This window comes from Roseovarius sp. MBR-6, from assembly GCF_040547525.1.
Classification (GTDB): domain Bacteria; phylum Pseudomonadota; class Alphaproteobacteria; order Rhodobacterales; family Rhodobacteraceae; genus Roseovarius.
This window is the reverse complement of record NZ_JBEPPW010000005.1, coordinates 68,094-91,734: the sequence shown is the minus strand read 5'-3', so window position 1 is coordinate 91,734 and position 23,641 is coordinate 68,094. Positions and strand designations below refer to the sequence as shown.

24 protein-coding genes and 1 pseudogene are annotated in these 23,641 nt (G+C 65.7%); 10 read left to right on the top strand and 15 right to left on the bottom strand.

Annotated features, from left to right (window positions below):
- Positions 1 to 5: 5 nt before the first annotated feature.
- The 14 genes and pseudogenes from ureC to ABIE57_RS08410 all read right to left on the bottom strand — a co-directional run bounded on the left by ureC (position 6) and on the right by ABIE57_RS08410 (position 13,519).
- On the bottom strand, positions 6 to 1,712 hold the full coding sequence (ureC, locus tag ABIE57_RS08475) for an urease subunit alpha (RefSeq protein ID WP_354538578.1): 1,707 nt from the start codon (positions 1,710 to 1,712) through the stop codon (positions 6 to 8).
- A 4-nt stretch (positions 1,713 to 1,716) separates the two neighbouring features.
- Positions 1,717 to 2,283 carry a hypothetical protein gene (locus ABIE57_RS08470; RefSeq protein ID WP_354538577.1) on the bottom strand — a complete coding sequence of 189 codons (567 nt, stop codon included), beginning with the start codon at positions 2,281 to 2,283 and terminating at the stop codon, positions 1,717 to 1,719.
- 2 nt (positions 2,284 to 2,285) lie between these two features.
- Complete coding sequence (locus ABIE57_RS08465) at positions 2,286 to 2,591, bottom strand: urease subunit beta (RefSeq protein WP_354538576.1); 306 nt, start codon at positions 2,589 to 2,591, stop codon at positions 2,286 to 2,288.
- On the bottom strand, positions 2,588 to 2,743 hold the full coding sequence (locus tag ABIE57_RS08460) for a hypothetical protein (RefSeq protein WP_354538575.1): 156 nt from the start codon (positions 2,741 to 2,743) through the stop codon (positions 2,588 to 2,590). Before ABIE57_RS08460 ends, ABIE57_RS08465 begins: the two co-directional genes overlap by 4 nt.
- Positions 2,744 to 2,755: 12 nt before the next feature.
- Positions 2,756 to 3,058, bottom strand: coding sequence for an urease subunit gamma (locus tag ABIE57_RS08455; protein ID WP_354538574.1), 303 nt, complete (start codon positions 3,056 to 3,058; stop codon positions 2,756 to 2,758).
- Between the two features lie 12 nt (positions 3,059 to 3,070).
- A complete protein-coding gene (locus tag ABIE57_RS08450; RefSeq protein ID WP_354538573.1) occupies positions 3,071 to 3,889 on the bottom strand; it encodes an urease accessory protein UreD in 819 nt (272 codons plus the stop codon).
- A 130-nt stretch (positions 3,890 to 4,019) separates the two neighbouring features.
- A complete protein-coding gene (urtE, locus tag ABIE57_RS08445) occupies positions 4,020 to 4,715 on the bottom strand; it encodes an urea ABC transporter ATP-binding subunit UrtE (RefSeq protein ID WP_354538572.1) in 696 nt (231 codons plus the stop codon).
- 3 nt (positions 4,716 to 4,718) lie between these two features.
- Positions 4,719 to 5,459 carry an urea ABC transporter ATP-binding protein UrtD gene (gene urtD / locus ABIE57_RS08440; protein ID WP_354538571.1) on the bottom strand — a complete coding sequence of 247 codons (741 nt, stop codon included), beginning with the start codon at positions 5,457 to 5,459 and terminating at the stop codon, positions 4,719 to 4,721.
- A complete protein-coding gene (gene urtC, locus ABIE57_RS08435; protein WP_354538570.1) occupies positions 5,456 to 6,700 on the bottom strand; it encodes an urea ABC transporter permease subunit UrtC in 1,245 nt (414 codons plus the stop codon). Before urtC ends, urtD begins: the two co-directional genes overlap by 4 nt.
- A 3-nt stretch (positions 6,701 to 6,703) precedes the next feature.
- Positions 6,704 to 8,659, bottom strand: a complete 1,956-nt coding sequence (gene urtB, locus ABIE57_RS08430; protein WP_354538569.1) for an urea ABC transporter permease subunit UrtB — start codon at positions 8,657 to 8,659, stop codon at positions 6,704 to 6,706.
- 67 nt (positions 8,660 to 8,726) lie between these two features.
- On the bottom strand, positions 8,727 to 10,007 hold the full coding sequence (gene urtA / locus ABIE57_RS08425; RefSeq protein WP_354538568.1) for an urea ABC transporter substrate-binding protein: 1,281 nt from the start codon (positions 10,005 to 10,007) through the stop codon (positions 8,727 to 8,729).
- Between the two features lie 371 nt (positions 10,008 to 10,378).
- Positions 10,379 to 11,320 (bottom strand): annotated as a pseudogene (locus ABIE57_RS08420) (3-hydroxyacyl-CoA dehydrogenase NAD-binding domain-containing protein); the annotation flags it as partial.
- Positions 11,317 to 12,228 carry a 3-dehydrocarnitine:acetyl-CoA trimethylamine transferase BcoG gene (gene bcoG / locus ABIE57_RS08415; protein WP_354538567.1) on the bottom strand — a complete coding sequence of 304 codons (912 nt, stop codon included), beginning with the start codon at positions 12,226 to 12,228 and terminating at the stop codon, positions 11,317 to 11,319. The gene bcoG and the pseudogene ABIE57_RS08420, both read right to left, overlap by 4 nt.
- 166 nt (positions 12,229 to 12,394) lie before the next feature.
- Entirely contained in the window at positions 12,395 to 13,519 is a 1,125-nt protein-coding gene (locus tag ABIE57_RS08410) for a CaiB/BaiF CoA transferase family protein (protein ID WP_354538566.1), read from the bottom strand.
- A gap of 134 nt (positions 13,520 to 13,653) precedes the next feature.
- Here ABIE57_RS08410 and ABIE57_RS08405 point away from each other — a divergent pair, with 134 nt between their 5' ends.
- The 10 genes from ABIE57_RS08405 (at position 13,654) to ABIE57_RS08360 (ending at position 22,860) form a co-directional block, all read left to right on the top strand.
- Complete coding sequence (locus tag ABIE57_RS08405; RefSeq protein WP_354538565.1) at positions 13,654 to 14,838, top strand: acyl-CoA dehydrogenase family protein; 1,185 nt, start codon at positions 13,654 to 13,656, stop codon at positions 14,836 to 14,838.
- 8 nt (positions 14,839 to 14,846) lie between these two features.
- Positions 14,847 to 15,680 carry an HTD2 family dehydratase gene (locus tag ABIE57_RS08400; RefSeq protein WP_354538564.1) on the top strand — a complete coding sequence of 278 codons (834 nt, stop codon included), beginning with the start codon at positions 14,847 to 14,849 and terminating at the stop codon, positions 15,678 to 15,680.
- A 30-nt stretch (positions 15,681 to 15,710) separates the two neighbouring features.
- Positions 15,711 to 16,028, top strand: coding sequence for an ArsR/SmtB family transcription factor (locus ABIE57_RS08395; protein ID WP_354538563.1), 318 nt, complete (start codon positions 15,711 to 15,713; stop codon positions 16,026 to 16,028).
- A gap of 41 nt (positions 16,029 to 16,069) precedes the next feature.
- Positions 16,070 to 17,119 carry a permease gene (locus tag ABIE57_RS08390; protein WP_354538746.1) on the top strand — a complete coding sequence of 350 codons (1,050 nt, stop codon included), beginning with the start codon at positions 16,070 to 16,072 and terminating at the stop codon, positions 17,117 to 17,119.
- A gap of 113 nt (positions 17,120 to 17,232) precedes the next feature.
- Positions 17,233 to 18,207, top strand: a complete 975-nt coding sequence (locus ABIE57_RS08385) for a TRAP transporter substrate-binding protein (RefSeq protein ID WP_354538562.1) — start codon at positions 17,233 to 17,235, stop codon at positions 18,205 to 18,207.
- Positions 18,208 to 18,270: 63 nt separating this feature from the next.
- Entirely contained in the window at positions 18,271 to 18,831 is a 561-nt protein-coding gene (locus ABIE57_RS08380) for a TRAP transporter small permease (protein ID WP_354538561.1), read from the top strand.
- Complete coding sequence (locus ABIE57_RS08375) at positions 18,821 to 20,125, top strand: TRAP transporter large permease (RefSeq protein WP_354538560.1); 1,305 nt, start codon at positions 18,821 to 18,823, stop codon at positions 20,123 to 20,125. The genes ABIE57_RS08380 and ABIE57_RS08375 overlap by 11 nt, the downstream gene beginning before the upstream one ends.
- A gap of 59 nt (positions 20,126 to 20,184) precedes the next feature.
- Complete coding sequence (locus ABIE57_RS08370) at positions 20,185 to 20,625, top strand: winged helix DNA-binding protein (RefSeq protein WP_354538745.1); 441 nt, start codon at positions 20,185 to 20,187, stop codon at positions 20,623 to 20,625.
- Positions 20,622 to 21,554 (top strand): hypothetical protein, encoded by a 933-nt coding sequence (locus ABIE57_RS08365; RefSeq protein ID WP_354538559.1) that lies wholly within the window; start codon positions 20,622 to 20,624, stop codon positions 21,552 to 21,554. The genes ABIE57_RS08370 and ABIE57_RS08365 overlap by 4 nt, the downstream gene beginning before the upstream one ends.
- A 73-nt stretch (positions 21,555 to 21,627) precedes the next feature.
- On the top strand, positions 21,628 to 22,860 hold the full coding sequence (locus tag ABIE57_RS08360) for an MFS transporter (protein ID WP_354538558.1): 1,233 nt from the start codon (positions 21,628 to 21,630) through the stop codon (positions 22,858 to 22,860).
- A gap of 4 nt (positions 22,861 to 22,864) precedes the next feature.
- Here ABIE57_RS08360 and ABIE57_RS08355 read toward each other — a convergent pair whose 3' ends face one another.
- The gene (locus ABIE57_RS08355; RefSeq protein WP_354538557.1) at positions 22,865 to 23,638 is read right to left on the bottom strand and encodes a LamB/YcsF family protein; all 774 of its coding nucleotides are present in this window, start codon (positions 23,636 to 23,638) and stop codon (positions 22,865 to 22,867) included.
- Positions 23,639 to 23,641 lie beyond the last annotated feature (3 nt).

Here is a 23,641-nt window from a genome sequence, read left to right as displayed (position 1 = left end):
CCCTCTCAGAACAGGAAATATCGCTGCGCCAGCGGCAATTCGCTGGCCGGGGCGCAGGTCAGCACCTCGCCATTGGCGCGCACCTCGTAGGTCTCGGGGTCAACCTCGATCTCGGGGGTCAGGCTGTTGTGGATCATGTCGCGCTTGGTGATCTTGCGGGTATTGCCGACCGCCACGGTGTCCTTGGCGAGCCCCAGCGCCGCGCCAATCCCATCCGCCTGCGCCGCCGCACTGACGAACAAGACCGAGGACCGTTCGACCGACCGCCCGAACGCCCCGAACATCGGCCGCGAATGCACCGGCTGCGCGGGGATGGAGCCGTTGGGGTCGCCCATCTGCGCCAGAACGATGGTGCCGCCCATCAGCACCATTTCCGGTTTCGCGCCGAAAAAGGCCGGGTCCCACAGCACCAGATCGGCGCGCTTGCCGGGGGCGATGCTGCCGATATGGGCGCTGATCCCGTGGGCGATGGCGGGGTTGATGGTGTATTTGGCGATATAGCGTTTCACCCGCATATTGTCATTATCGCCCGTCTCTTCGGCCAGCCGCCCGCGCTGCTGGCGCATTTTCGATGCCGTCTGCCAGGTGCGGATGATCACCTCACCCACGCGCCCCATCGCCTGACTGTCCGACGCCATGACCGAAAACGCGCCCATGTCGTGCAGGATATCCTCGGCGGCGATGGTCTCGCGGCGGATGCGGCTCTCGGCAAAGGCCACATCCTCGGGGATCGCCCGGTCAAGATGATGACAGACCATCAGCATGTCGAGGTGCTCCTCGATCGTGTTGACGGTATAGGGCATGGTCGGGTTGGTCGAGGACGGGATCACGTTTTGCGACCCCACCACCTTCATGATGTCGGGCGCATGGCCGCCGCCCGCACCCTCGGTGTGATAGGCGTGGATGGTGCGGCCCTTGAAAGCGGCAAGGGTGTTTTCCACGAAACCGCTTTCATTCAGCGTATCGGTGTGGATCATCACCTGCACATCCATATCGTCGGCGACACTCAGGCAATTGTCGATGGCGGCCGGTGTCGTGCCCCAATCCTCGTGCAATTTCAGCGCGCAGGCCCCGGCGTGGACCTGCTCGATCAGGGTACCCGGCAGGCTGGCATTGCCCTTGCCCGCAAAGCCGAGGTTCATCGGAAAGGCATCCGCCGCCTGCAACATCCGCCCGATATGGAACGCGCCGGGGGTGCAGGTGGTGGCGAGCGTGCCATGCGCCGGGCCGGTGCCGCCGCCCAGCATGGTGGTGATGCCGGAATGCAGCGCATCGTCGATCTGCTGCGGGCAGATGAAATGGATATGCGCGTCGAAACCGCCGGGGGTGAGGATGCGCCCCTCTCCGGCAATGATCTCGGTTCCCGGCCCGATGATGATATCGACGCCGGGTTGCGTGTCGGGGTTCCCGGCCTTGCCGATCCCGGCGATGAGGCCGTCGCGTAGCCCGACATCGGCCTTGGTGATCCCCTGATGATCGACGATCAGCGCGTTGGTGATGACGGTATCCACCGCCCCTTCGGCGCGGGTGGTCTGGCTCTGGCCCATTCCGTCGCGGATCACCTTGCCGCCGCCGAATTTCACCTCTTCGCCATAGGTGGTCAGATCATGCTCCACCTCGATGATCAGATCGGTATCGCCAAGCCGCAGCCGGTCGCCGGTGGTCGGGCCATACATGGCGGCATAGGCGGCGCGGGGGATTGCGTATGGCATCACTTCATCCTTTGGATTCGATTTTTTTCGCTTCCACTCGATTACTTCGCTCTCGTAAAACTTTTTCAAAATCCCAAGATAAGTGGCTGTAATTTGGTTCCGAAATGCCCACGTATTCTCGGATGTCTCTGGCAAGTATCAAAGCATCAAATCCCAGTTTGGCGCAGTAATCTGCTGTTTGATCCGCAGCCCATTCTCGTTCACCTAAGTCAGTCTCGTAGAATCTGATGTGCGAAGCGGATAGCTTCTCAAGAAGTCTGATTTCGTTGTGTCGCGTGTATAAATCGCGTCTTAAAGTTGAGCTGTTCAAGTCGTTTCTAAGTTGAGGAACTTCTGGAACAACGGTCGATGAAGGATATTTCTGAGTCTTGTCCTCATTGTCTTCGACTATCTCTGCGCAGGCGACAGCAAAAACATCTAAATCGAAAGACAAGGATTGAGCCATTGTTCTTTTATCTTCACGTCTTTTCCACCACAGAGGCACAAACGTTGCGGTAATTGTGATTAAACCACCAATCACCACACCTAATAGTGGAGCAAGAAAACTGATTAACTGTGCGTTGCTTTCCATTTTCACAAAGGCCCCATAACCTCTCCATTGAACCCGTAGACATTACGCGATCCGCCATAGGGCACAAGACGCACCTCGCGCCGCTGTCCCGGCTCGAACCGCACGGCGGAGCCTGCGGGGATGTCGAGGCGTTGGCCGCGCGCCGCCACGCGATCAAAGGACAGCCCCGGATTGGCCTCGGCGAAATGGTAATGGCTGCCCACCTGCACGGGCCGGTCGCCGGTATTGGCGACCATCAGCACGGTCACGGGCGCGCCTGCGTTCAGCGTGATCTCGCCCTCGGCGGGAAACAGTTCGCCGGGGATCATTTGCGCCACCGGGCCAGTGCATAGCCCCCGGCCAGCGCCAGCGCGGCGACGGGGATCAGCCACATCGCATCTATGCCATGCGGGTGCAGATGCGGCCCTGCATGGGCATGGGCGAGCGTCGGCAGGAACAGAATGGGAAGAAGGTAGCGCATGGGTTTGTCCTTTCAGCGGATGGGATCGTGGACGGTGACAAGCTTGGTGCCGTCGGGAAAGGTCGCCTCGACCTGCACGGAATGGATCATCTGCGCGATGCCCGCCATGCACTGATCGGCGGTGACGACATGCGCGCCCGCCTCCATCAGATCGGCCACCGTGCGGCCCTCGCGCGCGCCCTCGACCACGAAATCGGTGATCAACGCCACCGCCTCGGGGTGATTGAGCCGCACGCCGCGCGCGCGCCGCGCCCGCGCCACCATGGCGGCGAGGCTGATCAGCAGCTTGTCCTTTTCGCGGGGGGTGAGGTTCATCGCGTATCTCTCCTAAATCTGCCAGACGCGGGGCAAGGGGCCGGGGCGCAAGGCGCGCAAAAGCCGCATCACCTGACGGCGCAGGGGCCAGCCGTCGCCCGCCATGAGCCGGATCACCAGCTTGCCGTCAAAGCCCGAGGCACCGCCGGTCACGCCCTCTTCGGTCAGCGCCGCGCGGGCGCAACCCACGGCATCCTCGGCCCCCTGCCCCACCAGCGCCAGCGTGGCAAAGGCGCGCGCGCCGTTCAGGATCGCGGGGCCGGCGGTCAGGGCTTCAGTGGTCAGGTGCAGCGGCTCGATCAGGACCGGCTTGCCCGCGCGGGTGATGCGGCGGGTGTCGCGCAGGGTGGTGCGCGTGACCGTCTCGCCCATGGCGGCGCGGCCAAGGACCACCGTTTCCAGCATCAGGCAGGAGGCATCCGGCGCAAGGTCGATCACTGTCTCACGCGCAAGATCGCTTTGGTCGAACAGGATCGTTTCCTGCGGTAGCCAGTCAAGATGCGCGCCGTGCCCGACGCAGTGATGCACCGAGACATGCGCCGCCCCGTCCGCGCTGCGATAGGCGCGCTCGGCGGTTTGCGTGGTGCCGGTGGCGCGGCACCCTGCCGCCAGATCAATCCGGTAGGACAGAAGGTCGCCCCCGGTCAGCCCGCCCGAGGTGTTCAAAAGCACGATTTCGGGGCCAGACGGGCCGGGGTGCAGGAACGCCTTGGCCGATCCTTGCTGATGCCGCCGATCAAGCCGCCCACCGTTCGGCCCCGGCAACAGCGTGACATGCGCGGCGCCATTGCTGCGCTCATGGGTCACGATTGGGGCGGAACAGGCAGTCATGCGGGGTCTCGTTTCAGATTTGATCGAGAGCCTATCGCCCCTGCGCCGGACTGCCAGCGGCGGGCCGTCGATGCACCAAACCGGCGAATGACCTCGCGCCCAAGTGCCCAAATTTGAGGCGTGACGCCCATCAAATGGACACTTCGCGCAAGAGCCGCGCACGATCCACCGTCGCCGCGGGTTCTGACAGGCGCACCTCGCCGCGATTGAGCACCACGATCTCGTCCGCAAGCCCGTAGGCGAAATCGAAATATTGCTCGACCAGAACAATGGCGATCTCGCCCTCGTCGCGCAAAAGCCGGATCACGTCGCCGATCTGCTGGATGATATTGGGCTGGATCCCCTCGGTCGGCTCATCGAGCAAAAGCACGCGGGGCCGCGCGATCAGGGCCCGCGCGATGGCCAGTTGCTGTTGCTGGCCGCCCGACAGATCGCCACCGCGCCGGTCCTTCATCTGCGCCAGCACCGGAAACAGATCATGGATGCGCGGCGGAATCCGATGCTCTGATTTCGGCAGGCAGGCAAAGCCGGTTTGCAGGTTCTCGGTCACGGTCAGAAGTGGAAACACCTCGCGCCCCTGCGGCACATAGGCAATGCCCGATTGCGCAGCCTGCGCGGCGGAGAGGTGGGGCAACTCGCGCCCGTCGAGCGTGATGCGCCCGCCCGACCAGGGGTGCCGCCCGGCGATGGCCTTGAGGAGGCTGGTCTTGCCCACCCCGTTGGTGCCCATCACCGCCGTCACCGCGCCGGGCCGCGCGCTCAGGCTGACGCCGTGCAGGATCTGCGACGCGCCGTAATGCAATGTCAGGTTCTCGACACTCAGCATGGCTCATCTCCCCAGATAGACATCGATCACCTCTTGATTGCGGGTGACGTGATCCAGACTGCCCTCGGCCAGAACCGCGCCCTCGTGCAGCACCGTCACCCGGCAATCGAGGCGGCGCACGAATTCCATGTCATGTTCGATCACCACAACGGCGCGGGTTTCAGCCGCGCGTTTCAGGATATCGGTGGTGTGCTCGCGCTCGGCGGGGGTCATCCCGGCGGCGGGTTCGTCCACCAGCAAAAGCGCCGGGTCCTGCGCCAGCAACATGCCGATTTCCAGCCATTGCTTCTGCCCGTGGCTCAACTCTCCGGCAGGGCGGGGCAGAGCATCGGCAAGACCGATTTCCTCGGCCAGATCGTGGATGCGGTCATCGGCGGCGCGCGAGCGGCGGGCACGCAACACCTCGAACGGCCCGCGCGGGGCGCGCAGGGCCATGGCAAGGTTGTCGCGCACGCTTTGCGCCTCGAACACCGTGGGCTTCTGGAATTTGCGCCCGATGCCCGCCTGCGCGATGGCGCTCTCGCTCATCCCCAGAAGCGAGATGGATTTCTCGCCCCAGATCACCCGGCCCTCGTCAGGCCTTGTCTTGCCTGTGACGATATCCATGAAGGTCGTCTTGCCCGCGCCGTTGGGTCCGATGATCGCGCGCAGCCCGGTTTCGGGGATGGAAATGGAGAGGTTGTTGATGGCGCGGAACCCGTCGAAGGTGACCGACACGCCCGAGACTTCGAGCAGCGCGCTCATGATTTCCTCACCAGCCGGTCGAACAGCCCGCCGATGCCACGCGGCAGGAAGAGCGTGACCGCGACAAAGCCGAAGCCCAAAAGCACCAGCCACCAGTCGGTCCAGTTGATGGTGTAGAAGCCAAGGTCGATCGCGGGCGCGCCGCCGCCGGTGAACCAGCTTGAGGCGAGGCTGACCACCGCCGCGCCGATCACCGCGCCATAAAGCCGCCCTCGCCCGCCAATGGCGACCCAGACGGCGAGGTAAATGGACGCGATGGGGGCAATCTCCGCCGGGTTCACGATACCCGCCTGCGGATAGTAGAGCGCCCCGGCGAGCCCCGCGACCACGGCGGTGAGCGTGAAGACCACCAGCTTGTAATGCTCCACCTCGTAGCCGAGAAACCGCACCCGCGCCTCGTTGTCGCGAATCGCGCGGATAACCGAGCCGAACTTGCCCGAAACCAGCCAGGCGAAGAACAGGTAGCCAAGCCCGAGCGCCGCCGCCGAGGCCCAGAAGAACCACAGCGAGAGGGTCGCCTGCGGCAGGTGATCCAGACCGGGGATGTTTTGCAGCCCCGAGAGACCGTTATTGCCGCGCAGCCCGCTGTCGTTCTGGAAAAGGTAGAGCGACAGGGCCAGCGTCATCGCCTGCGTGAGGATCGAGAGGTAAACGCCGGTGACGCGGCTTCGGAAGGCCAGCCAACCGAAAACCAGCGCCAGAAGACCGGGCACCAGCACCACCATCGCCAGTTGCAAGGGCAGCGAATGGGCAAAGCCCCAGAGTGCCGGCAACTCGCTGCTGCCCACCACGCCGAAGATCTGCGTGGCGATGGCGTCGCTGATCTCGGATTCGGTGGGCGGAATCGGGGCCGACAGAAGCGCCTCGGTCACGATGCCTTCGGTGCGGGCATACATCAGCCACATGCCGATGGCATAGCCGCCGATCCCGAAAAAGGCGAAATGCCCAAGGCTGAGGATGCCGCAATAGCCCCAGACCACGTCCATCGCCACCGCGATCAGACACAGGCAAAGTGTCATGCCGAGGATCTTGACCATCGAGGTGGAGAGCGTGCCGATCCCGAACCCCTCGGCCAGCACGGTCACGCCAAGGGTGAAGAGACCGAGGCATCCGAGGAACCAGAGGGTGGCGGGCTGGGTCGTCAGAAAGCCGCCCGCGCGCGGCGCGCCCCCCCCGTGCGAGGGGGTGTCACCCCCTCGCGCTCCCCCAGGATATTTGGAGCCAGAAGAAACAACGGTCATGGATCAGTCCCCCGCGGCCCGACCCTTGAGGGCGACGATGCCCTTGGGCCGGAACTGGATGAAAAGGATGATGAAGAGGATCATGTAGGTCTGCGCGGCCAGCGTGTTCGACGGGTAGACCCATTCGATCCCCTTTTGCAGGAAGCCGATCATCGACGCCCCGGCCAGCGTGCCCCAGACATTGCCGACACCGCCCACCACCACGGTCATGAAGCTTTGCACGATGTAATTCGCGCCCATCTCGGATGTGACCTGCGCATAAAGCCCGATGGCCACGCCCGCGATGCCCGCGATGCCCGAGCCAAGGCCGAAGGTCAGCATGTTGATGCGGTCGGGGTTGATCCCCATCGAGGCCGCCATGCCGGGGTTTTGCGTGACGGCGCGCACCTCGAGCCCCAGCCGCGTGCGCTTGAGAAGGTAGAGAAGCAGCGCGAGGAACAGGAGCGCCAGCACGAAGATCGCCACCCGGATCGAGGAAATGCCGACGATGTCGTTGTAGCTGAGCGCCCCGCTCAGCCAGTCGGGCGCGGTCAGCGGCCGGGCCTGTGTGCCAAAGATGTTCTTGGCCAGTTGTTGCAGGGCAATGGAGATGCCGAAGGTCGCCAGCAGCGTTTCCAGCGGGCGGGTGTAAAGGTGGCGGATCACCAGCCGCTCCATCGCCACCCCCGCACCAAAGGTCACGGCGAAGGCCAGCGGCAGGGCGACAAGGAGGCTCAGCGTGTAGTCGGGGATGAAAAGCTGCACCACATAGCCGGTATAGGCCCCCATCATGATGAATTCGCCATGGGCCATGTTGATCACGCCCATGACGCCGAATGTGATGGCCAGCCCGATGGCGGCCAGAAAGAAGATCGACGCCAGCGACAGACCGTCAAGGATCAGGTCGACCCCCTGATAGAGCGCGATCTGACGGGTGGTGACCGAAAGAGCATCCTCGGCGGCGGCGGTCATGCCGGGATCGGGTTCGGAATAGGCCTCGAAGAACACATGTGCCGCCACCGCCTGCGTTACCTCCGCCGGCCCTGCGCGGGGCGGCACGCGGCCCGCTGCCTCCAGCGTCTCGTAGGCGCGCAGGCGCATTGCCTGTGTGTCGAGCCGGTGCAGGGGAATGCCGCCCACGCTACCGCCCTCGATATGCGCGCCGAGCGCGTCGCGCAGGTCCTTCGCGGTGGGGCGGGGGGGTGCCAGGCGCGCGGCCACAAGCCGGTCATGCGCCTCGATCTCGGTCAGGTCCGCGCCCACCTCGAGCACCCGCGCGATATTGACCCCCTCGGGCAGCACTGCCGCCACGCCGGGCACCCGGGCGGCGATCTGGTTGAGAACGGCGCGCGCCTCTATGGCGGTGTCGCCTGCAAGGCTCTCTATCGCCGCAAGCCGGTCTGCGCGATCCGGGCCGAACTGCGCGGTGAGCAGCGTGAGAAGCCGCGCCTTGCGCGCGCGCAGGCCTGCATCCGCCTCGCCGTCGAGCGACGCTGCAAGCGGCGCGATCTGCCCCGCCTCGGGGCTGCGGGCAATGGCATCGAGTGCCGCGCGGCGGCGGTCGGGGTCGGCGTCTGACAATTCGAACGGCACCAGTGCAGCGGCAACGACGGCACGCACACCCGCATTGGGCCGGATCGGTGACACATCCCGGCTTGTCAGGCCCGTTACCGTCATGCCCCCGTCGATCTCTGTCAGCCCGCCCGCATCGTCGCTGTAGAGAAAGATCCCGTCCGCGCGCCGCTCCACGACACCACGATCCTGCCAGCGGCGCAGAAACGCCGGTGCCTCGGGATGGCCGGAGGTCAGGAGCGCCGCCACCATCGCGCCAGCCGTGCCGCGCGAGGGGGTGGCGATCGCCGCGCGATGCTCTTGCAGGAGCGGTTGCAAAAGCGTCTGGGCATGGCCCGTGCCCGGTATCAGCAGGACCAGCAGCAAGGCGAGCGCATGGACAAAGGCGCGCAAGGGATCAGGGCGCATGGGGCGATCCGGTCATGTCAGAGAAAGGGGAGGGCCGGGCGGCCGGAGCCGCCCGGGCCGCAGCGGGTCAGTAGTTCGAGGTCACCTGAATGCAGGTGCTCGTCTCTGTGTTGAACATGCCGCAGTTCAGATTTTGCCAGTCGCTTTTCAGCACCGCGCTTTCGGGCAGGAAATCGGTCCAGGCGTCGCCCGGCACCTCTTCGGTCTGGCTGATGATGTCGAATTGCCCATCGGCGCGGATCTCGCCGATCAGCACCGGCTTCGAGAGATGATGGTTGGCATTCATCACCGACATGCCGCCGGTCAGGTTGGGGAATTCCTGCCCCCACATCGCCGCGCGCACGGCGTCGACATCTGTCGTGCCCGCCTCGGTCACGGCATTCACCCACATGTTGAAACCGATGTAATGCGCCTCCATCGGGTCGTTGGTGACGCGGTTCGTATCGCCGATGAAGGCATGCCACGCCTCGATGAAGGCGGCATTTTCAGGCGTGTCCGCGGACATGAAATAATTCCACGCCGCGAGATGACCGACCAGTTCGGTCGTGTCGAGGCCCGACAGCTCCTCCTCGCCCACGGAAAAGGCGACGACGGGGATATCGTCGGCGCTGACACCGGCGGCGGCCAGTTCCTTGTAAAAGCCGATATTGGCGTCGCCGTTGATGGTCGAGATCACGCCCACCTTCTTGCCGCCCGCGCCGAGCGCCACGACGTCGCCCACGATGGTCGCCCAGTCGGAATGGCCGAAGGGGGTGTAATTTACGAAAATGTCCTCGGCGGCGATGCCCTTGGATTTCAGGTAGGAATCGAGAATGTTGTTGGTGGTGCGGGGATAGACATAGTCGGTGCCCAGAAGCGCGAAGCTCTCGACGCCCAGCTCCTCGAGGAAATAGTCCACCGCCGGGATCGCCTGCTGGTTCGGCGCGGCACCGGTGTAGAACACGTTCTTGGACGATTCCTCGCCCTCGTATTGCACGGGGTAGAACATCAGCCCGTTCAATTCCTCCAGCACCGGAAGCGCCGACTTGCGGCTGACAGAGGTCCAGGACCCGAAGATCACGTCAACATTGCTCACGGTCAGCAATTCGCGCGCCTTCTCGGCAAAGAGCGGCCAATCGGAGGCGGGATCGACCACCACCGCCTCGATCTCACAGCCCAGAAGCCCGCCCTTGGCGTTCTGCTGATCGACAAGCATCAGGACGGTATCCTTGAGCGTGGTCTCCGAGATCGCCATCGTCCCCGACAGCGAGTGCAGCACGCCCACCTTGATGGGACAATCCTGCGCCAGCGCCGGAGCGGCGAAGAGCGCGGTAGAGGTGGCCAATCCGGCCAGCAGGGTCTTTTTCATGGTCTTGCGACTCCCTTGTCAGGGCTGCGCAGGCGTCATCCGGACCGGGTGACCATGTCTGGCGTGCCTGGCAGCATCACGGTTGTGTCGTTCGTCGGCAACGCTCCGCTATCGGTTCCCACCGAAGGCGAGGCGCGCGAGGTGGCGAGCGTTGTCACAAAAGCGCGCGTCTGCCGGTCCTGCCACGGTGTGCGCGAGATTCCGTGGTCATCCGGGTGCAGGTGCCGCGAATTTCATCGCGGCGCGCGCGTCGTGCCGGTTTTCTGCACACGCAAAGTATTTGGCCGCGCCGCCGCATGGCGGACGGCACCGGCCTCAGCGGGATCAACGGAGGCGGTTGGCCGCGCTCAACCCTCGTCCAAAGACTGCGGCAGAGTGGCCTCATGCCCGAGGATCACACCGCCCGCGCCGCTGCCGGTCTGCTTGAGGGCGCGCATCATCGCAACAAGGTTGTCATCGCGCAGCCGCTCCAGATCGCGGATGCCCATATGGCCCGATTGCGCGTCCGACTGTCCGGCGATGAGATCCACCAGCGCATCGTCATACTCGGGCACATCCATCAGCCGCGTCCAGGGCCATTGCAGCGCCGGGCCGAACTGATCCAGGAAATGCCTCATCCCGGCCTCGCCCCCGGCGATGCGGTAGGTCTCGAACAGGCCCATTTGCGCCCAGCGCAGGCCAAAGCCCATGCGGATCGCCTCGTCGATCTCTTCGGTCGTGGCGATGCCGTCCTTGACCAGCCAGAGCGCCTCGCGCCAGACCGCCTCGAGAAAGCGGTCGGCGATGTGGGCGTCGATCTCCTTGCGCAGCGTGAGAGGGAACATGCCCAGCGCCCGCAGCGTATCGGCGGCGCGGGCGCAGGTCTCGGGCGCGCCGACAAGCTCCACCAGAGGCAGAAGGTAAACCGGGTTGAAGGGATGCGCGACGATGGCGCGCGCGCCGTCGGCGTTCAGTTGCGAGGGTTTGAAGCCCGAGGTGGAGGAGCCGATGATCGCCCGCTCGGGTGCCTCGGCCATGATCTGCGCCAGCACGCGGTGCTTGAGGTCGAGCCGCTCGGGCACGCTCTCCTGCACCCAGTCCGCGCCGGCCACCGCCTCGGCCAGATCGGTGCAATAGCTCAGGCGCCCCTCGGACGGCAGCGCCCGGTCATAAAGGGTCGGCAGCGCCCGGCGGGCATTGTCGAGCACCGCGCCGATCTTGCGCGTGGCCTCCGGGTCGGGGTCGAACACCGCCACATCCCAGCCATTCAGCAGGAACCGTGCGGCCCAGCCGCCGCCGATCACGCCGCCGCCGATGATCGCGGCGCGGCTCATTTCGGGGCCCGCTTCACAAGGCCCAGCTTCGCGCGCACCTCTTGCGGCCCCATCACCCGCGCGCCCATCCGCTCGACGATGCCCACCGCGCGTTCGACCAGTTGCGCGTTGGTCGCAAGCACGCCCTTTTCGAGCCAGAGGTTGTCCTCCAGCCCCACCCGCACATGGCCACCCGCGAGAACGGCGGCGGCAGCATAGGCCATCTGGTTGCGGCCCAATGAGAAGGCCGAAAAGGTCCAAGCGTCGGGCACATTATTGACCATCGCCAGGAAGGTATTGAGGTCATCCGGCGCGCCCCAGGGCACGCCCATGCAAAGTTGCACCAGCGCGGGGGCCTCCAGCACGCCCTCGCGCACCAGCTCCTTGGAAAACCACAGATGCCCGGTGTCAAACGCCTCGATCTCGGGCTTCACGCCCAGTTCGGTCATCATCCGTCCCATGGCGCGCAACATGCCGGGCGTGTTGGTCATCACATAGTCGGCCTCGGCGAAATTCATCGTGCCGCAATCGAGCGTGCAGATCTCGGGCAGGCAGGCGGCGATATGGGCGACGCGCGCCTCGGCCCCGATCATGTCGGTGCCCGTTTCGCGCAGCGGCAGCGGTGCATCGGGCGGACCAAAGACCAGATCGCCCCCCATCCCGGCCGTGAGGTTCAGGATCACGTCCACCTCTGCGGCGCGGATGCGATCCGTCACCTCGCGGTAAAACTCGAGCCTGCGCGACGGCGCGCCGCTCTCGGGGTCGCGCACATGGCAATGCACGATGGCCGCGCCTGCCTTCGCCGCGTCGATGGCACTCTCGGCAATCTCTTGCGGACTGCGCGGCACATGCGGGCTGCGGTCCTGCGTGGCACCCGAACCGGTGACGGCGCAGGTGATGAAAACCTCTCTGGTCATGGTCAGGGGCATGGCGTCTCCTTCCGGGGCAACTCTCGCGGGTTCTGTGCCCGACTTTACCCTGAGCGCGGCGTCGGACTTGTCATATACCGCCAGATATAAGCCCAATCTGGCCAAGGCCGCCACCTGTTCCGTCGCCGTGGCCCGATGGCTGGTTGATCACGCGGCGATTGACGGGTCAGGCCCCGAACTCCGCGCGCAAGGCATCTGAATGCGCGCCCAGTTCCGGCACCGGACCAGACGTGGCGGGCCTGTTGTCGATGAGCGCGCCGGGTGCCAGCATCCGCACCAGGCCGCCAGGCGTCTCGACCGTGACATGGCTGGCCTGAGGATGGGTGTGCAAATCCGCCAGATCGCTCACGCGACCATAGGCGATGCGGGCCGCGCGCAACCGCTCGGCCATGGCGTCGCGCGGCAGGGCGCCAAAGACCGGGCGCAGGATCGCATCGAGCGCGGTGCGATTGGCGACCCGGTTCGAGTTGCTGTCAAAGCGTGGATCGCGGGCAAGGGCGGCATCGTCCAGGATCACCTCGCAGAAGGTGGCCCACTCCCGCTCGTTCTGGATCGAGATCAGCACGGATTTGCCATCGCTTCCGTCATAGACGCCATAGGGCGCGATGGTGGGATGATTGAGGCCCGCGCGCGGCGGCACCTTGCCGCCATAGGCATATTGCAGATAGGGCACGTTCATCCAGTCGGCGAGCGCGTGAAAGAGCGACACCGCGATATGCCGCCCCTCGCCGGTCGTGGCACGTCCGATCAATGCCTCCAGCACCGCCTGATAGGCCGTCATCCCCGCCGCGATATCGCAGACCGACACGCCGGTGCGGGCGGGGCCATGCTCATTTCCGGTGATGGACGAGAGGCCCGTCTCGGCCTGCACCAGCAGATCATAGGCCTTCAACTCCGCGAGCGGCCCCTCCTCACCGTAGCCCGAGATCGACACGGTAATAAGGCGCAGATAGTCGGCGCGCAGCCGGTCAGGCGCAAATCCCAGCCGGTCAATGGCCCCCGGTGCCAGGTTCTGGATGAAGATATCCGCGCGGGCCAGCATCCGCTCCATCAACGCGCGGTCGGTCAGGTTCCGCAGGTCAAGACAGATCGATTCCTTGCCCCGGTTCAGCCAGACGAAATAGGCACTCTCGCCATGGACAAGACTATCATAGCCGCGCGCGAAATCGCCCTCCGGGCGCTCCACCTTGATCACGCGCGCGCCCGCCTCGGCCAGACGCCCCGAGCAATAGGGCGCGGCCACCGCCTGTTCGACCGAGACGACAAGCAGACCGGACAGATCATCGGGCATGGGCAGGCTCCTTGGGTGTCGCAGCCGAACATGCCTGTTCCGCATGGCGGGGGAAAGCCCGGTTTCGCGCGACGCGTATTTCCCTTGGGCGCAAAACCTGCAAGGTATCCGGTGGCAAGGACAGGGGGCACACCATGACCGTTTTCGATCCGACCTCCGAGTTTGCCGATATCCGTGAGGGCGTGGCCAAGGTTTGCGCGCGCTTCCCCGGTGCATATTGGCGCGATCTGGATGCGCGCCGCGCCTATCCGGGCGAATTCGTGGGCGCGCTCATCGCCGAGGGCTATCTGGCGGCGATGATCCCGGAGGACTACGGCGGCTCTGGCCTGCCCCTGACCGCCGCCGCCGTGATCCTCGAGGAAATCCACCGCTCTGGCTGCAACGCCGCCGCCTGTCACGCGCAGATGTATACGATGGGCACGCTCTTGCGGCACGGGTCGCAAGCGCAGAAGGCGGCGTATCTGCCGGGCATCGCGGATGGTTCCCTGCGCCTGCAAGCCTTCGGCGTGACCGAACCGACCAGCGGCACCGATACGCTGGCGCTGAAGACAACGGCGCGGCGCGACGGCGATGACTATGTCATCAACGGCCAGAAGATCTGGACCTCGCGCGCGGAACAGTCCGACCTGATGATCCTTCTGGCCCGCACCACGCCGCGCGAAGAGGCGCAATCGCGCACCGACGGCCTGTCGGTCTTTCTGGTCGATCTGCGCGGCAGGCTCGGCAACGGCATCGACATCCGCCCGATCCGCACGATGATCAACCACGCCACGACCGAGGTCTTTTTCGACAACCTGCGCATCCCCGCCGACAGCCTCATCGGCGAGGCGGGGCGCGGCTTTCGCTATATCCTGTCGGGCATGAATGCCGAGCGTATCCTGATTGCGGCCGAATGCATCGGCGACGCCAAGTGGTTCCTGGAAAAAGGTGCTGGCTATGCCCGCGAGCGGGTGGTGTTCGGCGAGCCCATCGGCGCCAATCAGGGCGTTCAGTTCCCGCTGGCACGCGCGCAGGCGCATCTGATGGCCGCCGAGGCCATCGTCTACCGCGCGGCGGCGATGTATGACGCAGGCGAAAACCCCGGAGTCGAGGCCAATACCGCCAAGTTGCTCGCATCCGAGGCAAGCTGGGAGGCGGGCGAGGCCTGTATGCAGACCCATGGCGGCTTTGCCTTTGCCGAGGAATATGATGTGGAGCGCAAATGGCGCGAGGCGCGGCTTTACCAGATTGCGCCGATCTCTACCAATCTCATTCTCTGCTACATAGCCGAACAGGTGCTGGGCCTGCCCAAATCCTACGGGGCGGGACGGACCGGATAGGAGGGGGCATGGACGACTATACGGGCTGGATCGGGCATGGCTTCACCCGGCAAGAGCCGATCACCGACCGGCTGATCGACCATTTCCGCGTGACGCTGGCGGGCACGCTGGCAGAGGCCGCCGAGGCCCCTGTGCCCGCGGGCCTGCACTGGTGCCTTTCGCCCGACGCGGTGACGCCTGACCTTCTGGGCCGCGATTGCCACCCCAAGCCGGGGCTGTTCCTGCCCGCCCTGCCGCTGCCGCGCCGGATGTGGGCGGGGGGCGAGGTGGTGTTTCACGCCCCCTTCGCCCCCGGCGACGTGGTCACACGCGAGACCACCATCGAGGATGTCACGTTCAAGGAGGGGCGCAGCGGGCCGCTCGGCTTTGTCTCGCTGCGCCATGCCTATCGTGTCGCAGGGACGCTGCGCCTGGACGAGCGGCAGGACATCGTCTACCGCGAGGATCCCAAGCCCGGCGCGGTCGTGACGCCCCCGCGCGCCGAGGACTGGCCCGGTGCGACCGCGTGGCAGATCACCCCCGATCCCGCGCTGCTCTTCCGCTTCTCCGCGCTCACCTTCAACGGCCACCGTATCCATTATGACCATCCCTATGCCACGCAGGTGGAGGGCTATGAAGGCCTTGTGGTTCACGGGCCGTTGCAGGCGGTATGGATGATGAATCTCGCCACCCATTGCGCGGGTCGCCTGCCCGCGCGCTTCACCTATCGCGGCCTCAGCCCGCTGATCTGCGGCGCGGCGGTGGTGATCGAGGCGCGTGAGAGCAAGGGCGGTCTGGATCTGCGCGTGCGACGGGGGACGGACGGGGTGGCGACCATGGCCGCGCAGGCGGAAATGGATTGATATAACTAGAGATGTGGTTATTTTCGAATCATGAGCCTTACTAGCCCCACCGCCCGCGCCCTTGCTGCCCTTGGCCATGACACACGCCTTGCGATCTTTCGCCTTCTGGTGCGCGCGGGCGAGGAGGGGTTGATTGTGGGCGAGATCGGGCAGCATCTGGATCAGGCCCCCTCGACGCTGGCGCATCACCTCTCGACGCTGGTCGATGCCGGGCTGGTGGTGCAGGAACGGCAGGGCCGCGCGGTGCTGAACCGTGTGGATTTCGCGGCCATGCGCAGGATGCTCGATTTTCTTACCGCCGAATGCTGCGTGGGCGTGACGCTGGCGAGGAATGACGACGCAGCCTGAGTTTTTTTACCATAAACGACGAAAACACTAGGGATATGGATATGACAGAGGCCAGCCTTCCGCAATCGCGCCTGCCCGCAGTTTTGCGCCGCCTGTGGCACAAGGAACGTGTCTGGCTTGTGACCCTGCTGATCCTTGCGGTCCTGGCCGTCACCGACCGGGCGCAGGCCGGGGCGACGCTGCGCTTTACCCTCGATGCGCTGAGCAGCACCGGGCCGTTCCTGATCCTCTCCATCGCGATTGCCGCCTGGGCCACGGCCACCGGAGCCGACAACCTGATCGCGCGCGCCTTTACCGGCGCGCCGGTGGTGATGATCACGCTCGCGGCGCTTGCCGGTGCGCTCTCGCCCTTCTGCTCCTGCGGGGTGATCCCGCTCATCGCGGCGCTTCTGGCCATGGGCGTGCCGCTCTCGGCGGTGATGGCCTTTTGGCTCGCGTCGCCGGTGATGGATCCGTCGATGTTCGTGCTGACCACGGGCGTGCTGGGGCTGGAATTCGCCGTGGCCAAGATGCTGGCGGCGATCGGGCTTGGCCTGCTGGGGGGCTGGGTCGTGCATCTGCTAGCGCGTGCCGGGGGCCTGTCGGATCCGCTGCGCGAGGGGATCGGCAATGGCGGTTGCGGCGGTGCCAAGCTGCGCGCGCCCAAGCCTGTGGTCTGGCGCTTCTGGGCCGAGCCGGAACGGCGCGCAAAATTCGGGCGCGAGGCGCTCAATGTGACCCTGTTCCTGCTCAAATGGCTGACGTTGGCCTTTGTCCTTGAAAGCCTGATGCTGGCCTTTGTCCCCGCCGAGACGATCACCGGCGTGCTGGGCGGCACCGGGCTTGGCCCCATCGCGCTTGGCACGCTGATCGGGGTGCCTGCCTATCTCAACGGCTATGCCGCGCTGCCGCTGGTGGGCGGGCTGGTGGCGCAGGGCATGGCCCCCGGTGCCGGTCTGGCCTTTCTGGTGGCGGGTGGTGTGACCTCGCTGCCTGCGGCTATCGCGGTCTGGGCGCTGGTGAAACCGCGGGTGTTTGTGCTTTATCTGGTGCTGTCGCTCGTCGGGGCCTTTGCTTCGGGCGTGCTCTTTCAGGTCTGGCAAGCCGCCTGAGCCGACCGACACAGGCCGACATGGACAATTTGTTGACAAATTGTCAGTGAGGCGTCAGGCTTTCGTCAACCGGGGCAACAACCGGCCGGTTTATCCACTTGGGAGACGATAGAATGAAACATCTTTTCACCTTGGCCCTCAGCGGGGCCATCGCCCTTGGCGCGGGCGCGGCAAGCGCCCAGACCAATTGGGACATGCCCACGCCCTATGGCGATTCGGTCTTTCACACCCAGAACATAGCCCAATTCGCCGAGGATGTGGCCAGCGCCACCGAGGGCGCATTGACCATCACCGTCCATTCGGCGGGATCGCTTTTTGCGCATCCCGAGATCCGCGATTCGGTGCGGCGCGGCCTTGCGCCCATCGGCGAGATCCTGATGTCGCAACTGGCCAATGAGGACGCCATTTTCGGCGTCGATTCGGTGCCCTTCCTCGCCGCGAGCTATGCCGACGCGGCACGGCTCTGGGAGGCGTCACGCAACCAGATCGCCGCCAAGCTGGCCGAGCAGGGGCTGACGCTGCTCTTTGCCGTGCCGTGGCCGGGTCAGAGCCTTTATGTCACCGAGGAAGTGACCTCGACCGCGCAGCTTCAGGGCGTCAATTTCCGCGCCTACAACACCGCCACCGAGCGGCTGGCACAGCTCATGGGCGCGGTGCCGACCACGGTCGAGGCGGGCGATATCCCGACCGCCTTTTCCACCTCGCGGATCGCGGCGATGATCACTTCGCCCTCGACCGGCGTGTCGTCGCAGGCCTGGGATTTCGTCGGCCATTACATCGACACGCAGGCCTGGCTGCCCAAGAACATGGTGTTCGTCAACACCCGCGCCTTCGAGGCGCTGCCCGAAGATCAGCAGGACGCGGTTTTCGAGGCGGCAGCCGAGGCGGAATTGCGCGGCTGGGAAATGTCCGTGGCCGAGACCGAGACCAAGATCGCCACGCTCAAGGAGAACGGGATGCAGGTGCATCAGCCCTCCGGCCAACTGGCTGCGCAACTGCGCGAGATCGGCGCGACCATGACCGAGGAATGGAAAAAATCGGCAGGCCCCGAGGGTGCGCTGATCCTGGACTCCTACGCCCGCAACTGAGCGGCGCATCGCGGGCGGGGATGAACCCCGCCCGCCCGGATTTCCCAACAAAGGAGCCTTGCCATGCTGCGCAGGACGCTCGACCGCCTTTACAGCGGGGGTCTGGTGCTGGCGGCGCTGGCGCTGGTGGCGATTGCCGTGTTGGTGATGGTGCAGGTCGCGGGCCGCGTGATTGATCGCAGCCTGATCGCGATGGGGCATGAACCGGCGGGCATCGCCATCACGTCGCTGTCGGAACTTGGCGGGTTTCTTTTCGTCGGCGCGGCCTTTCTGGCGCTGGCGGGCACCTTGCGCACGGGCGGCCATGTCCGGGTCACCATGCTGGTGGGCGCGCTGCCCGCGCCGCTGGCGCGCGGCGTGGCGGCGCTGGCGCTTCTGGCGGCGCTCGGGCTGTGCGGCTTCGCGCTTTATAGCGCGGCGCTTCAGGCTTGGGATTCGTGGTCCTTCAACGCGGTCTCTTTCGGCATGGCCAAATTTCCGCTCTGGGTGCCGCAGACGGTGCTGGTGGCGGGGCTGGCCCTGCTGGCACTGGCGCTCCTTGACGAGTTGGTGACGCTTCTGCTCGGCGAGGCCCCGGCCTATCAGCGCGCGGAAGACGCGAAGGGCGGCACCGATGGGCATTGAAACGCTCTCGCTCATCCTTGTGGCAATCCTCTTTGGCTGCCTCGCGCTTGGCCTCTGGGTGGGCTTCGCGCTGATTGCGGTGGGGCTGGCGGCGATGCTCATCGCCTCCTCGGCCCCGGTGGAACTGGTCTTTGCCACCAAGGTCTGGGGCGCGCTCAACATCTGGGACCTGACCGCGCTGCCGATGTTCATCTGGATGGGCGAGATCCTGTTCCGCTCGCGGCTGTCGTCGGACATGTTCTCGGGGCTGGCGCCGCTGACGACGCGCCTGCCGGGGCGGCTGCTTCATGCCAACATCTTCGGCTGTGCGCTGTTTGCCGCCGTTTCCGGCTCGTCGGCGGCCACCACGGCGACGGTGGGGCGCATGTCGGTGCCCGAACTCACCCGGCGCGGCTATGATCAGCGCATGATCATCGGCACACTGGCGGGATCAGGCACCTTCGGCTTTCTCATCCCGCCCTCGATCATCCTCATCGTCTACGGGGCTGCGACCGAGCAGAGCATCGCGCGGCTGTTTCTGGCCGGGATCGGGCCGGGAATTCTGCTGGCGGCGCTCTTTTCGGGCTATACGATGATCTGGGCGCTGATGAACCGGAGCCGGATGCCTGCGGCGGAACCGGTGACGACATGGGCGGAAAAGCTGCGCGCGGTGATGCTTCTGGGGCCGACGATCCTGCTGATCGTTGCGGTGATCGGCTCGATCTATGCGGGTCTCGCCTCGCCGACCGAGGCGGCGGTGGTGGGCGTTCTGGGCGCGCTGATCCTGTCAGGTCTTGGCGGCTCGCTTGACTGGGCCGCGACATGGGGCGCGCTGCGCGGGGCCACGATCACCACCTGCATGATCGCCTTTATCCTTGTCGGCGCGGCCTTCCTGACGGTGGCCATGGGCTATACCGGCATCCCCCGCGCGCTCGCGGCGTGGATCGGCGAGCAGGGCTATTCGGCCAATGCGCTGCTGGCCGCATTGGTGGTGTTCTTCATCGTGCTGGGCATGTTCCTTGACGGGATTTCCATTGTGGTGCTGACAACCTCGGTCATTCTGCCCATGGTGCTGGCCGCCGGGATTGACCCGATCTGGTTCGGCATCTTCCTTGTTCTTGTGGTGGAGATGAGCCAGATCACGCCGCCCGTGGGCTTCAACCTTTTCGTGCTGCAATCCATCACCGGGCGCGGGATATTCGAGATCGCGCGCTATGCCTTTCCGTTCTTCCTCCTCTTGGTGCTGGCCACCGCCATTCTCACCCTCTTCCCGGAGATCGCGCTATGGATCCCGCAAACGATGCTCGCGCGATAGGCGGCCCGGTCGTCTCTTCGGCGCATCTGGCGAAGTCCGGTCTGCCGGAACTATCGGAGATGGAGTTTGCCCTGACCATGGCGAACAACGCCTTTCAACGCTGGATGTCGCGCTGCATGACCGCCGCCGGGATGCCGGGGCTTGCGCCGCTCGAGGTGCTGGTGGTGCATCTCGTGCATCATCGCGCGCGGCCCAAGAGCCTTGCCGATATCTGCCTCGTGCTCAACATCGAGGACACCCATATCGTCAGCTACGCGGTCAAGAAGCTGGCGGCGCACGGGCTGGTCGAGACCGGGCGCAAGGGCAAGGAAAAGACCGTGACGGTGACGCCTGCCGGGGCGGATTACTGCACCCGTTACGGGCAGGTGCGCGAGCGGCTTCTGGTGCGCTCGGTCGAGCAGCTTGGCCTTGACCGGGCCGAGATGTCGCGCCTTGCCGCCCTGCTGCGCACGCTTTCGGGCAGCTACGATCAGGCGGCGCGCGGCGCGGCGGCGCTATGATCGGTGGTCTTGCGGCGCTGGCGCGTCACGGGAGGCTGATGCTGGTGCTGGGGCTGGGGCTTGGCGTTCTCGCCCCGCCCCTGGCCGAGGCGCTTGCCCCGTTCATCTTTCCGATGATTGCATTGCTTCTCTTTCTCGCCGCGCTGCGGGTCGATCTGCGCGCGGCCTTTCCGGGACGCCACAGCCTGCCGCGCTATCTGGCGATCACGCTTCTGATGCAGCTTGCCCTGCCGGTTGTGGCGATCCTTTTGCTCTGGGCGCTCGGGGCCTCTGGCACGGTGCTAGGCATCGGTCTTGTGCTGGTGCTGGCCGCGCCACCGCTGACCGGCAGTCCGGGCCTCACCATCCTCGCGGGCGGAGACCCGACCCCGGCGCTGCGGCAACTGGTGCTTGGCACGGCGCTCTTGCCGCTGACGGTGCTGCCGGTGTTCTGGCTCCTGCCGGTCTTTGGCGCACCTCTGGTGGTGGTCGAGGCCGCCTTGCGCCTGCTGGTCGTGATCGTGCTGGCGGGCGGGGCGGGGGTGCTCTTGCGCGCGCGCCTGCCGTGGCTGCGCGGGTCAGAGGGACAGGGCGCGGTGGACGGGCTTACCACGCTTGCCATGGCGGCGGTGGTGGTAGGGCTGATGTCGGCGGTGGGGCCTGCGCTCCTGACCGTAACACCCACGTTCTGGGTCACGCTCGGCATGGTCTTCGCGCTCAGTTTCGGGGCACAGGGGGCGGCCCTTCTGCTCACGCGCCGCCGCGTGCCGCACGACGCGCCGGCACTGACCATCATCGCGGGCAATCGCAACCTGGCGCTCTTTCTGGGTGCCCTGCCCCCCGAGACCGCCGCCGCGCTCCTGCTGTTCATCGGGCTTTATCAGGTGCCGATGTATCTTACGCCGCTCATCATGGCCCCGGTGATCCGCAGGCTTGCACCCACGTCATAGCCGACAACACATTGGCTCAATTGACGCCGCCGCGCCATGGCGTAGGGTGCGCCGTCTGACGCGCGAGGACCCAATGCAGAAATCCGCCCCCCTGATCACACCTGTTCTGATTGCAGGCTGCATCATCGTTCTTGTCTCCTTCGCGATCCGCGCCTCCTTTGGCGTGTTCCAGATCCCGATTGCCGAGGAATTCAACTGGCCGCGCGCGGAATTCTCGCTGGCCATCGCCATCCAGAACCTTGCCTGGGGCATCGGCCAGCCGATCTTTGGTGCCATGGCCGAGAAGGTGGGCGACCGGCGTGCGATCATCCTCGGCGCGATCGTCTATGCCGCGGGGCTTGTGCTGTCGTCCTTTGCCGTCTCGCCAGAGGCGCACCAGCTTTACGAGGTGCTGGTGGGGTTCGGCATCGCGGGCACCGGCTTTGGCGTGATCCTTGCCGTGGTCGGGCGGGCCAGCTCGGACGAAAACCGCTCGATGAGCCTTGCCATCGCCACCGCAGCCGGTTCGGCGGGTCAGGTGTTCGGCGCGCCCCTGGCCGAATGGATGCTGGGATTCCTGAGCTGGCAGAGCGTGTTTCTGGTCTTTGCCGCCACCATCCTTGCGGTTCTGGTGATGCTGCCGCTGATGCGCACGCCCGCGCCGGTGAGCCGCGGGGAACTTGAAGAGTCCATGGGCACGATCCTCAGGAAAGCGTTTCGAGACCCGTCCTATACGCTGATTTTCCTCGGGTTTTTCAGTTGCGGCTATCAGCTTGCCTTCATCACCGCGCATTTCCCCGCGCTGGTGACAGAGATGTGCGGCCCGATCATGCCCGGCGGCGTGCTGCACGGCATGGGCATCACCACCACCTCGGCGCTTGGCGCGGTGGCGATCTCGCTCATCGGTCTGGCCAATATCGGCGGCACGCTGATGGCCGGGTGGCTGGGCAACCGGTATTCCAAGAAATACCTGCTGGCGGGGATCTATACCGCGCGCACATTCGTTGCCGCCGCCTTCATGCTGACGCCGATCACACCGGGCACAGTGCTCCTCTTCTCGGTGGCCATGGGCTCGCTCTGGCTGGCGACGGTGCCACTGACCTCCGGGCTTGTCGCGCATCTTTACGGGCTGCGCTACATGGGCACGCTTTACGGGATCGTGTTCTTCTCGCACCAGTTGGGCAGTTTCATGGGCGTGTGGCTGGGCGGGCGGCTTTATGATGTGACGGGTGACTACACGCTGGTCTGGTGGATCGGGGTTGGTGTGGGGGCCTTCTCGGCCATCATCCACCTGCCGATCAAGGAACGGCGGCTGGTCGCGGCCTGAGCCGCTATCCCCGCGCGCCGTCGAACTGCGCCACGCGAAGGCCCGCCGCCTCCAGCCCCGCACGAAGCGCGCGCGCGATGTCCACCGCCTCGGGCGTGTCGCCGTGCAGGCAGATCGTGTCGATCCGGGTGGGGATATGCGTGCCGTCCTCGGCGATGATCGCGCCCGCGCGCAGCATGGCGAGGATACGCTCCGCCGCGTGATCCGCGTCATGGATCACCGCGCCGGGCAGGCGCCGGTCCACCAGCGTGCAATCGGCGTTATAAGCGCGGTCGGCGAAGATTTCGCAGGCGATGCGGGCATTGAGGCTGCGCGCCGCAGCCTCCTGCGCCGTGCCCGCAAGCACCATGATGATGATTTCCGGGTCAACCGACAGCGCCGCGTCGTAGCAGGCGCGGGCAAGCGCCTCATCCTCGGAGGCCATATTGGCCAAGGCACCGTGCAGCTTCAGGTGCCGCACAGCGCCCCCCGCCGCGCGCGCCATCGCCTGCGCCGCGCCCAACTGATAGCGGACCTGATTGGCCAGCGTCGCATGGGGCACGTCCATGCGGTTGCGCCCGAACCCCTGAAGGTCGGCCAGACCGGGATGCGCGCCGATGCCGGTGCCATTCGCCACCGCGCGCGCCATCGTCGCCGCCATCACATCCGGGTCGCCCGCGTGAAAGCCGCAGGCGATGTTGGCGGAGCTGATGGTATCGAGTAGCGCCGCGTCATCGCCCATTGTCCAGGGGCCAAAGCTCTCGCCCATATCGGCGTTGAGATCGACGGTGGTTTGCATGGC

Excerpts from the sequence above, each read along its gene's own strand:
- ABIE57_RS08405 (WP_354538565.1), top strand. The coding sequence starts at position 13,654 with ATGACCGTTTTCGATCCGACCTCCGAGTTTGCCGATATCCGTGAGGGC.
- urtA (WP_354538568.1), bottom strand. The coding sequence starts at position 10,007 with ATGAAAAAGACCCTGCTGGCCGGATTGGCCACCTCTACCGCGCTCTTC.
- ureC (WP_354538578.1), bottom strand. The coding sequence starts at position 1,712 with ATGCCATACGCAATCCCCCGCGCCGCCTATGCCGCCATGTATGGCCCG.
- ABIE57_RS08410 (WP_354538566.1), bottom strand. The coding sequence starts at position 13,519 with ATGCCCGATGATCTGTCCGGTCTGCTTGTCGTCTCGGTCGAACAGGCG.
- urtE (WP_354538572.1), bottom strand. The coding sequence starts at position 4,715 with ATGCTGAGTGTCGAGAACCTGACATTGCATTACGGCGCGTCGCAGATC.
- urtB (WP_354538569.1), bottom strand. The coding sequence starts at position 8,659 with ATGCGCCCTGATCCCTTGCGCGCCTTTGTCCATGCGCTCGCCTTGCTG.
- ABIE57_RS08400 (WP_354538564.1), top strand. The coding sequence starts at position 14,847 with ATGGACGACTATACGGGCTGGATCGGGCATGGCTTCACCCGGCAAGAG.
- ABIE57_RS08460 (WP_354538575.1), bottom strand. The coding sequence starts at position 2,743 with ATGCGCTACCTTCTTCCCATTCTGTTCCTGCCGACGCTCGCCCATGCC.
- bcoG (WP_354538567.1), bottom strand. The coding sequence starts at position 12,228 with ATGCCCCTGACCATGACCAGAGAGGTTTTCATCACCTGCGCCGTCACC.
- ABIE57_RS08380 (WP_354538561.1), top strand. The coding sequence starts at position 18,271 with ATGCTGCGCAGGACGCTCGACCGCCTTTACAGCGGGGGTCTGGTGCTG.
- ABIE57_RS08465 (WP_354538576.1), bottom strand. The coding sequence starts at position 2,591 with ATGATCCCCGGCGAACTGTTTCCCGCCGAGGGCGAGATCACGCTGAAC.
- urtD (WP_354538571.1), bottom strand. The coding sequence starts at position 5,459 with ATGAGCGCGCTGCTCGAAGTCTCGGGCGTGTCGGTCACCTTCGACGGG.
- ABIE57_RS08395 (WP_354538563.1), top strand. The coding sequence starts at position 15,711 with ATGAGCCTTACTAGCCCCACCGCCCGCGCCCTTGCTGCCCTTGGCCAT.
- ABIE57_RS08370 (WP_354538745.1), top strand. The coding sequence starts at position 20,185 with ATGGAGTTTGCCCTGACCATGGCGAACAACGCCTTTCAACGCTGGATG.
- ABIE57_RS08360 (WP_354538558.1), top strand. The coding sequence starts at position 21,628 with ATGCAGAAATCCGCCCCCCTGATCACACCTGTTCTGATTGCAGGCTGC.
- ABIE57_RS08355 (WP_354538557.1), bottom strand. The coding sequence starts at position 23,638 with ATGCAAACCACCGTCGATCTCAACGCCGATATGGGCGAGAGCTTTGGC.
- ABIE57_RS08455 (WP_354538574.1), bottom strand. The coding sequence starts at position 3,058 with ATGAACCTCACCCCCCGCGAAAAGGACAAGCTGCTGATCAGCCTCGCC.
- ABIE57_RS08385 (WP_354538562.1), top strand. The coding sequence starts at position 17,233 with ATGAAACATCTTTTCACCTTGGCCCTCAGCGGGGCCATCGCCCTTGGC.
- urtC (WP_354538570.1), bottom strand. The coding sequence starts at position 6,700 with ATGACCGTTGTTTCTTCTGGCTCCAAATATCCTGGGGGAGCGCGAGGG.
- ABIE57_RS08365 (WP_354538559.1), top strand. The coding sequence starts at position 20,622 with ATGATCGGTGGTCTTGCGGCGCTGGCGCGTCACGGGAGGCTGATGCTG.
- ABIE57_RS08450 (WP_354538573.1), bottom strand. The coding sequence starts at position 3,889 with ATGACTGCCTGTTCCGCCCCAATCGTGACCCATGAGCGCAGCAATGGC.
- ABIE57_RS08390 (WP_354538746.1), top strand. The coding sequence starts at position 16,070 with ATGACAGAGGCCAGCCTTCCGCAATCGCGCCTGCCCGCAGTTTTGCGC.
- ABIE57_RS08375 (WP_354538560.1), top strand. The coding sequence starts at position 18,821 with ATGGGCATTGAAACGCTCTCGCTCATCCTTGTGGCAATCCTCTTTGGC.
- ABIE57_RS08470 (WP_354538577.1), bottom strand. The coding sequence starts at position 2,283 with ATGGAAAGCAACGCACAGTTAATCAGTTTTCTTGCTCCACTATTAGGT.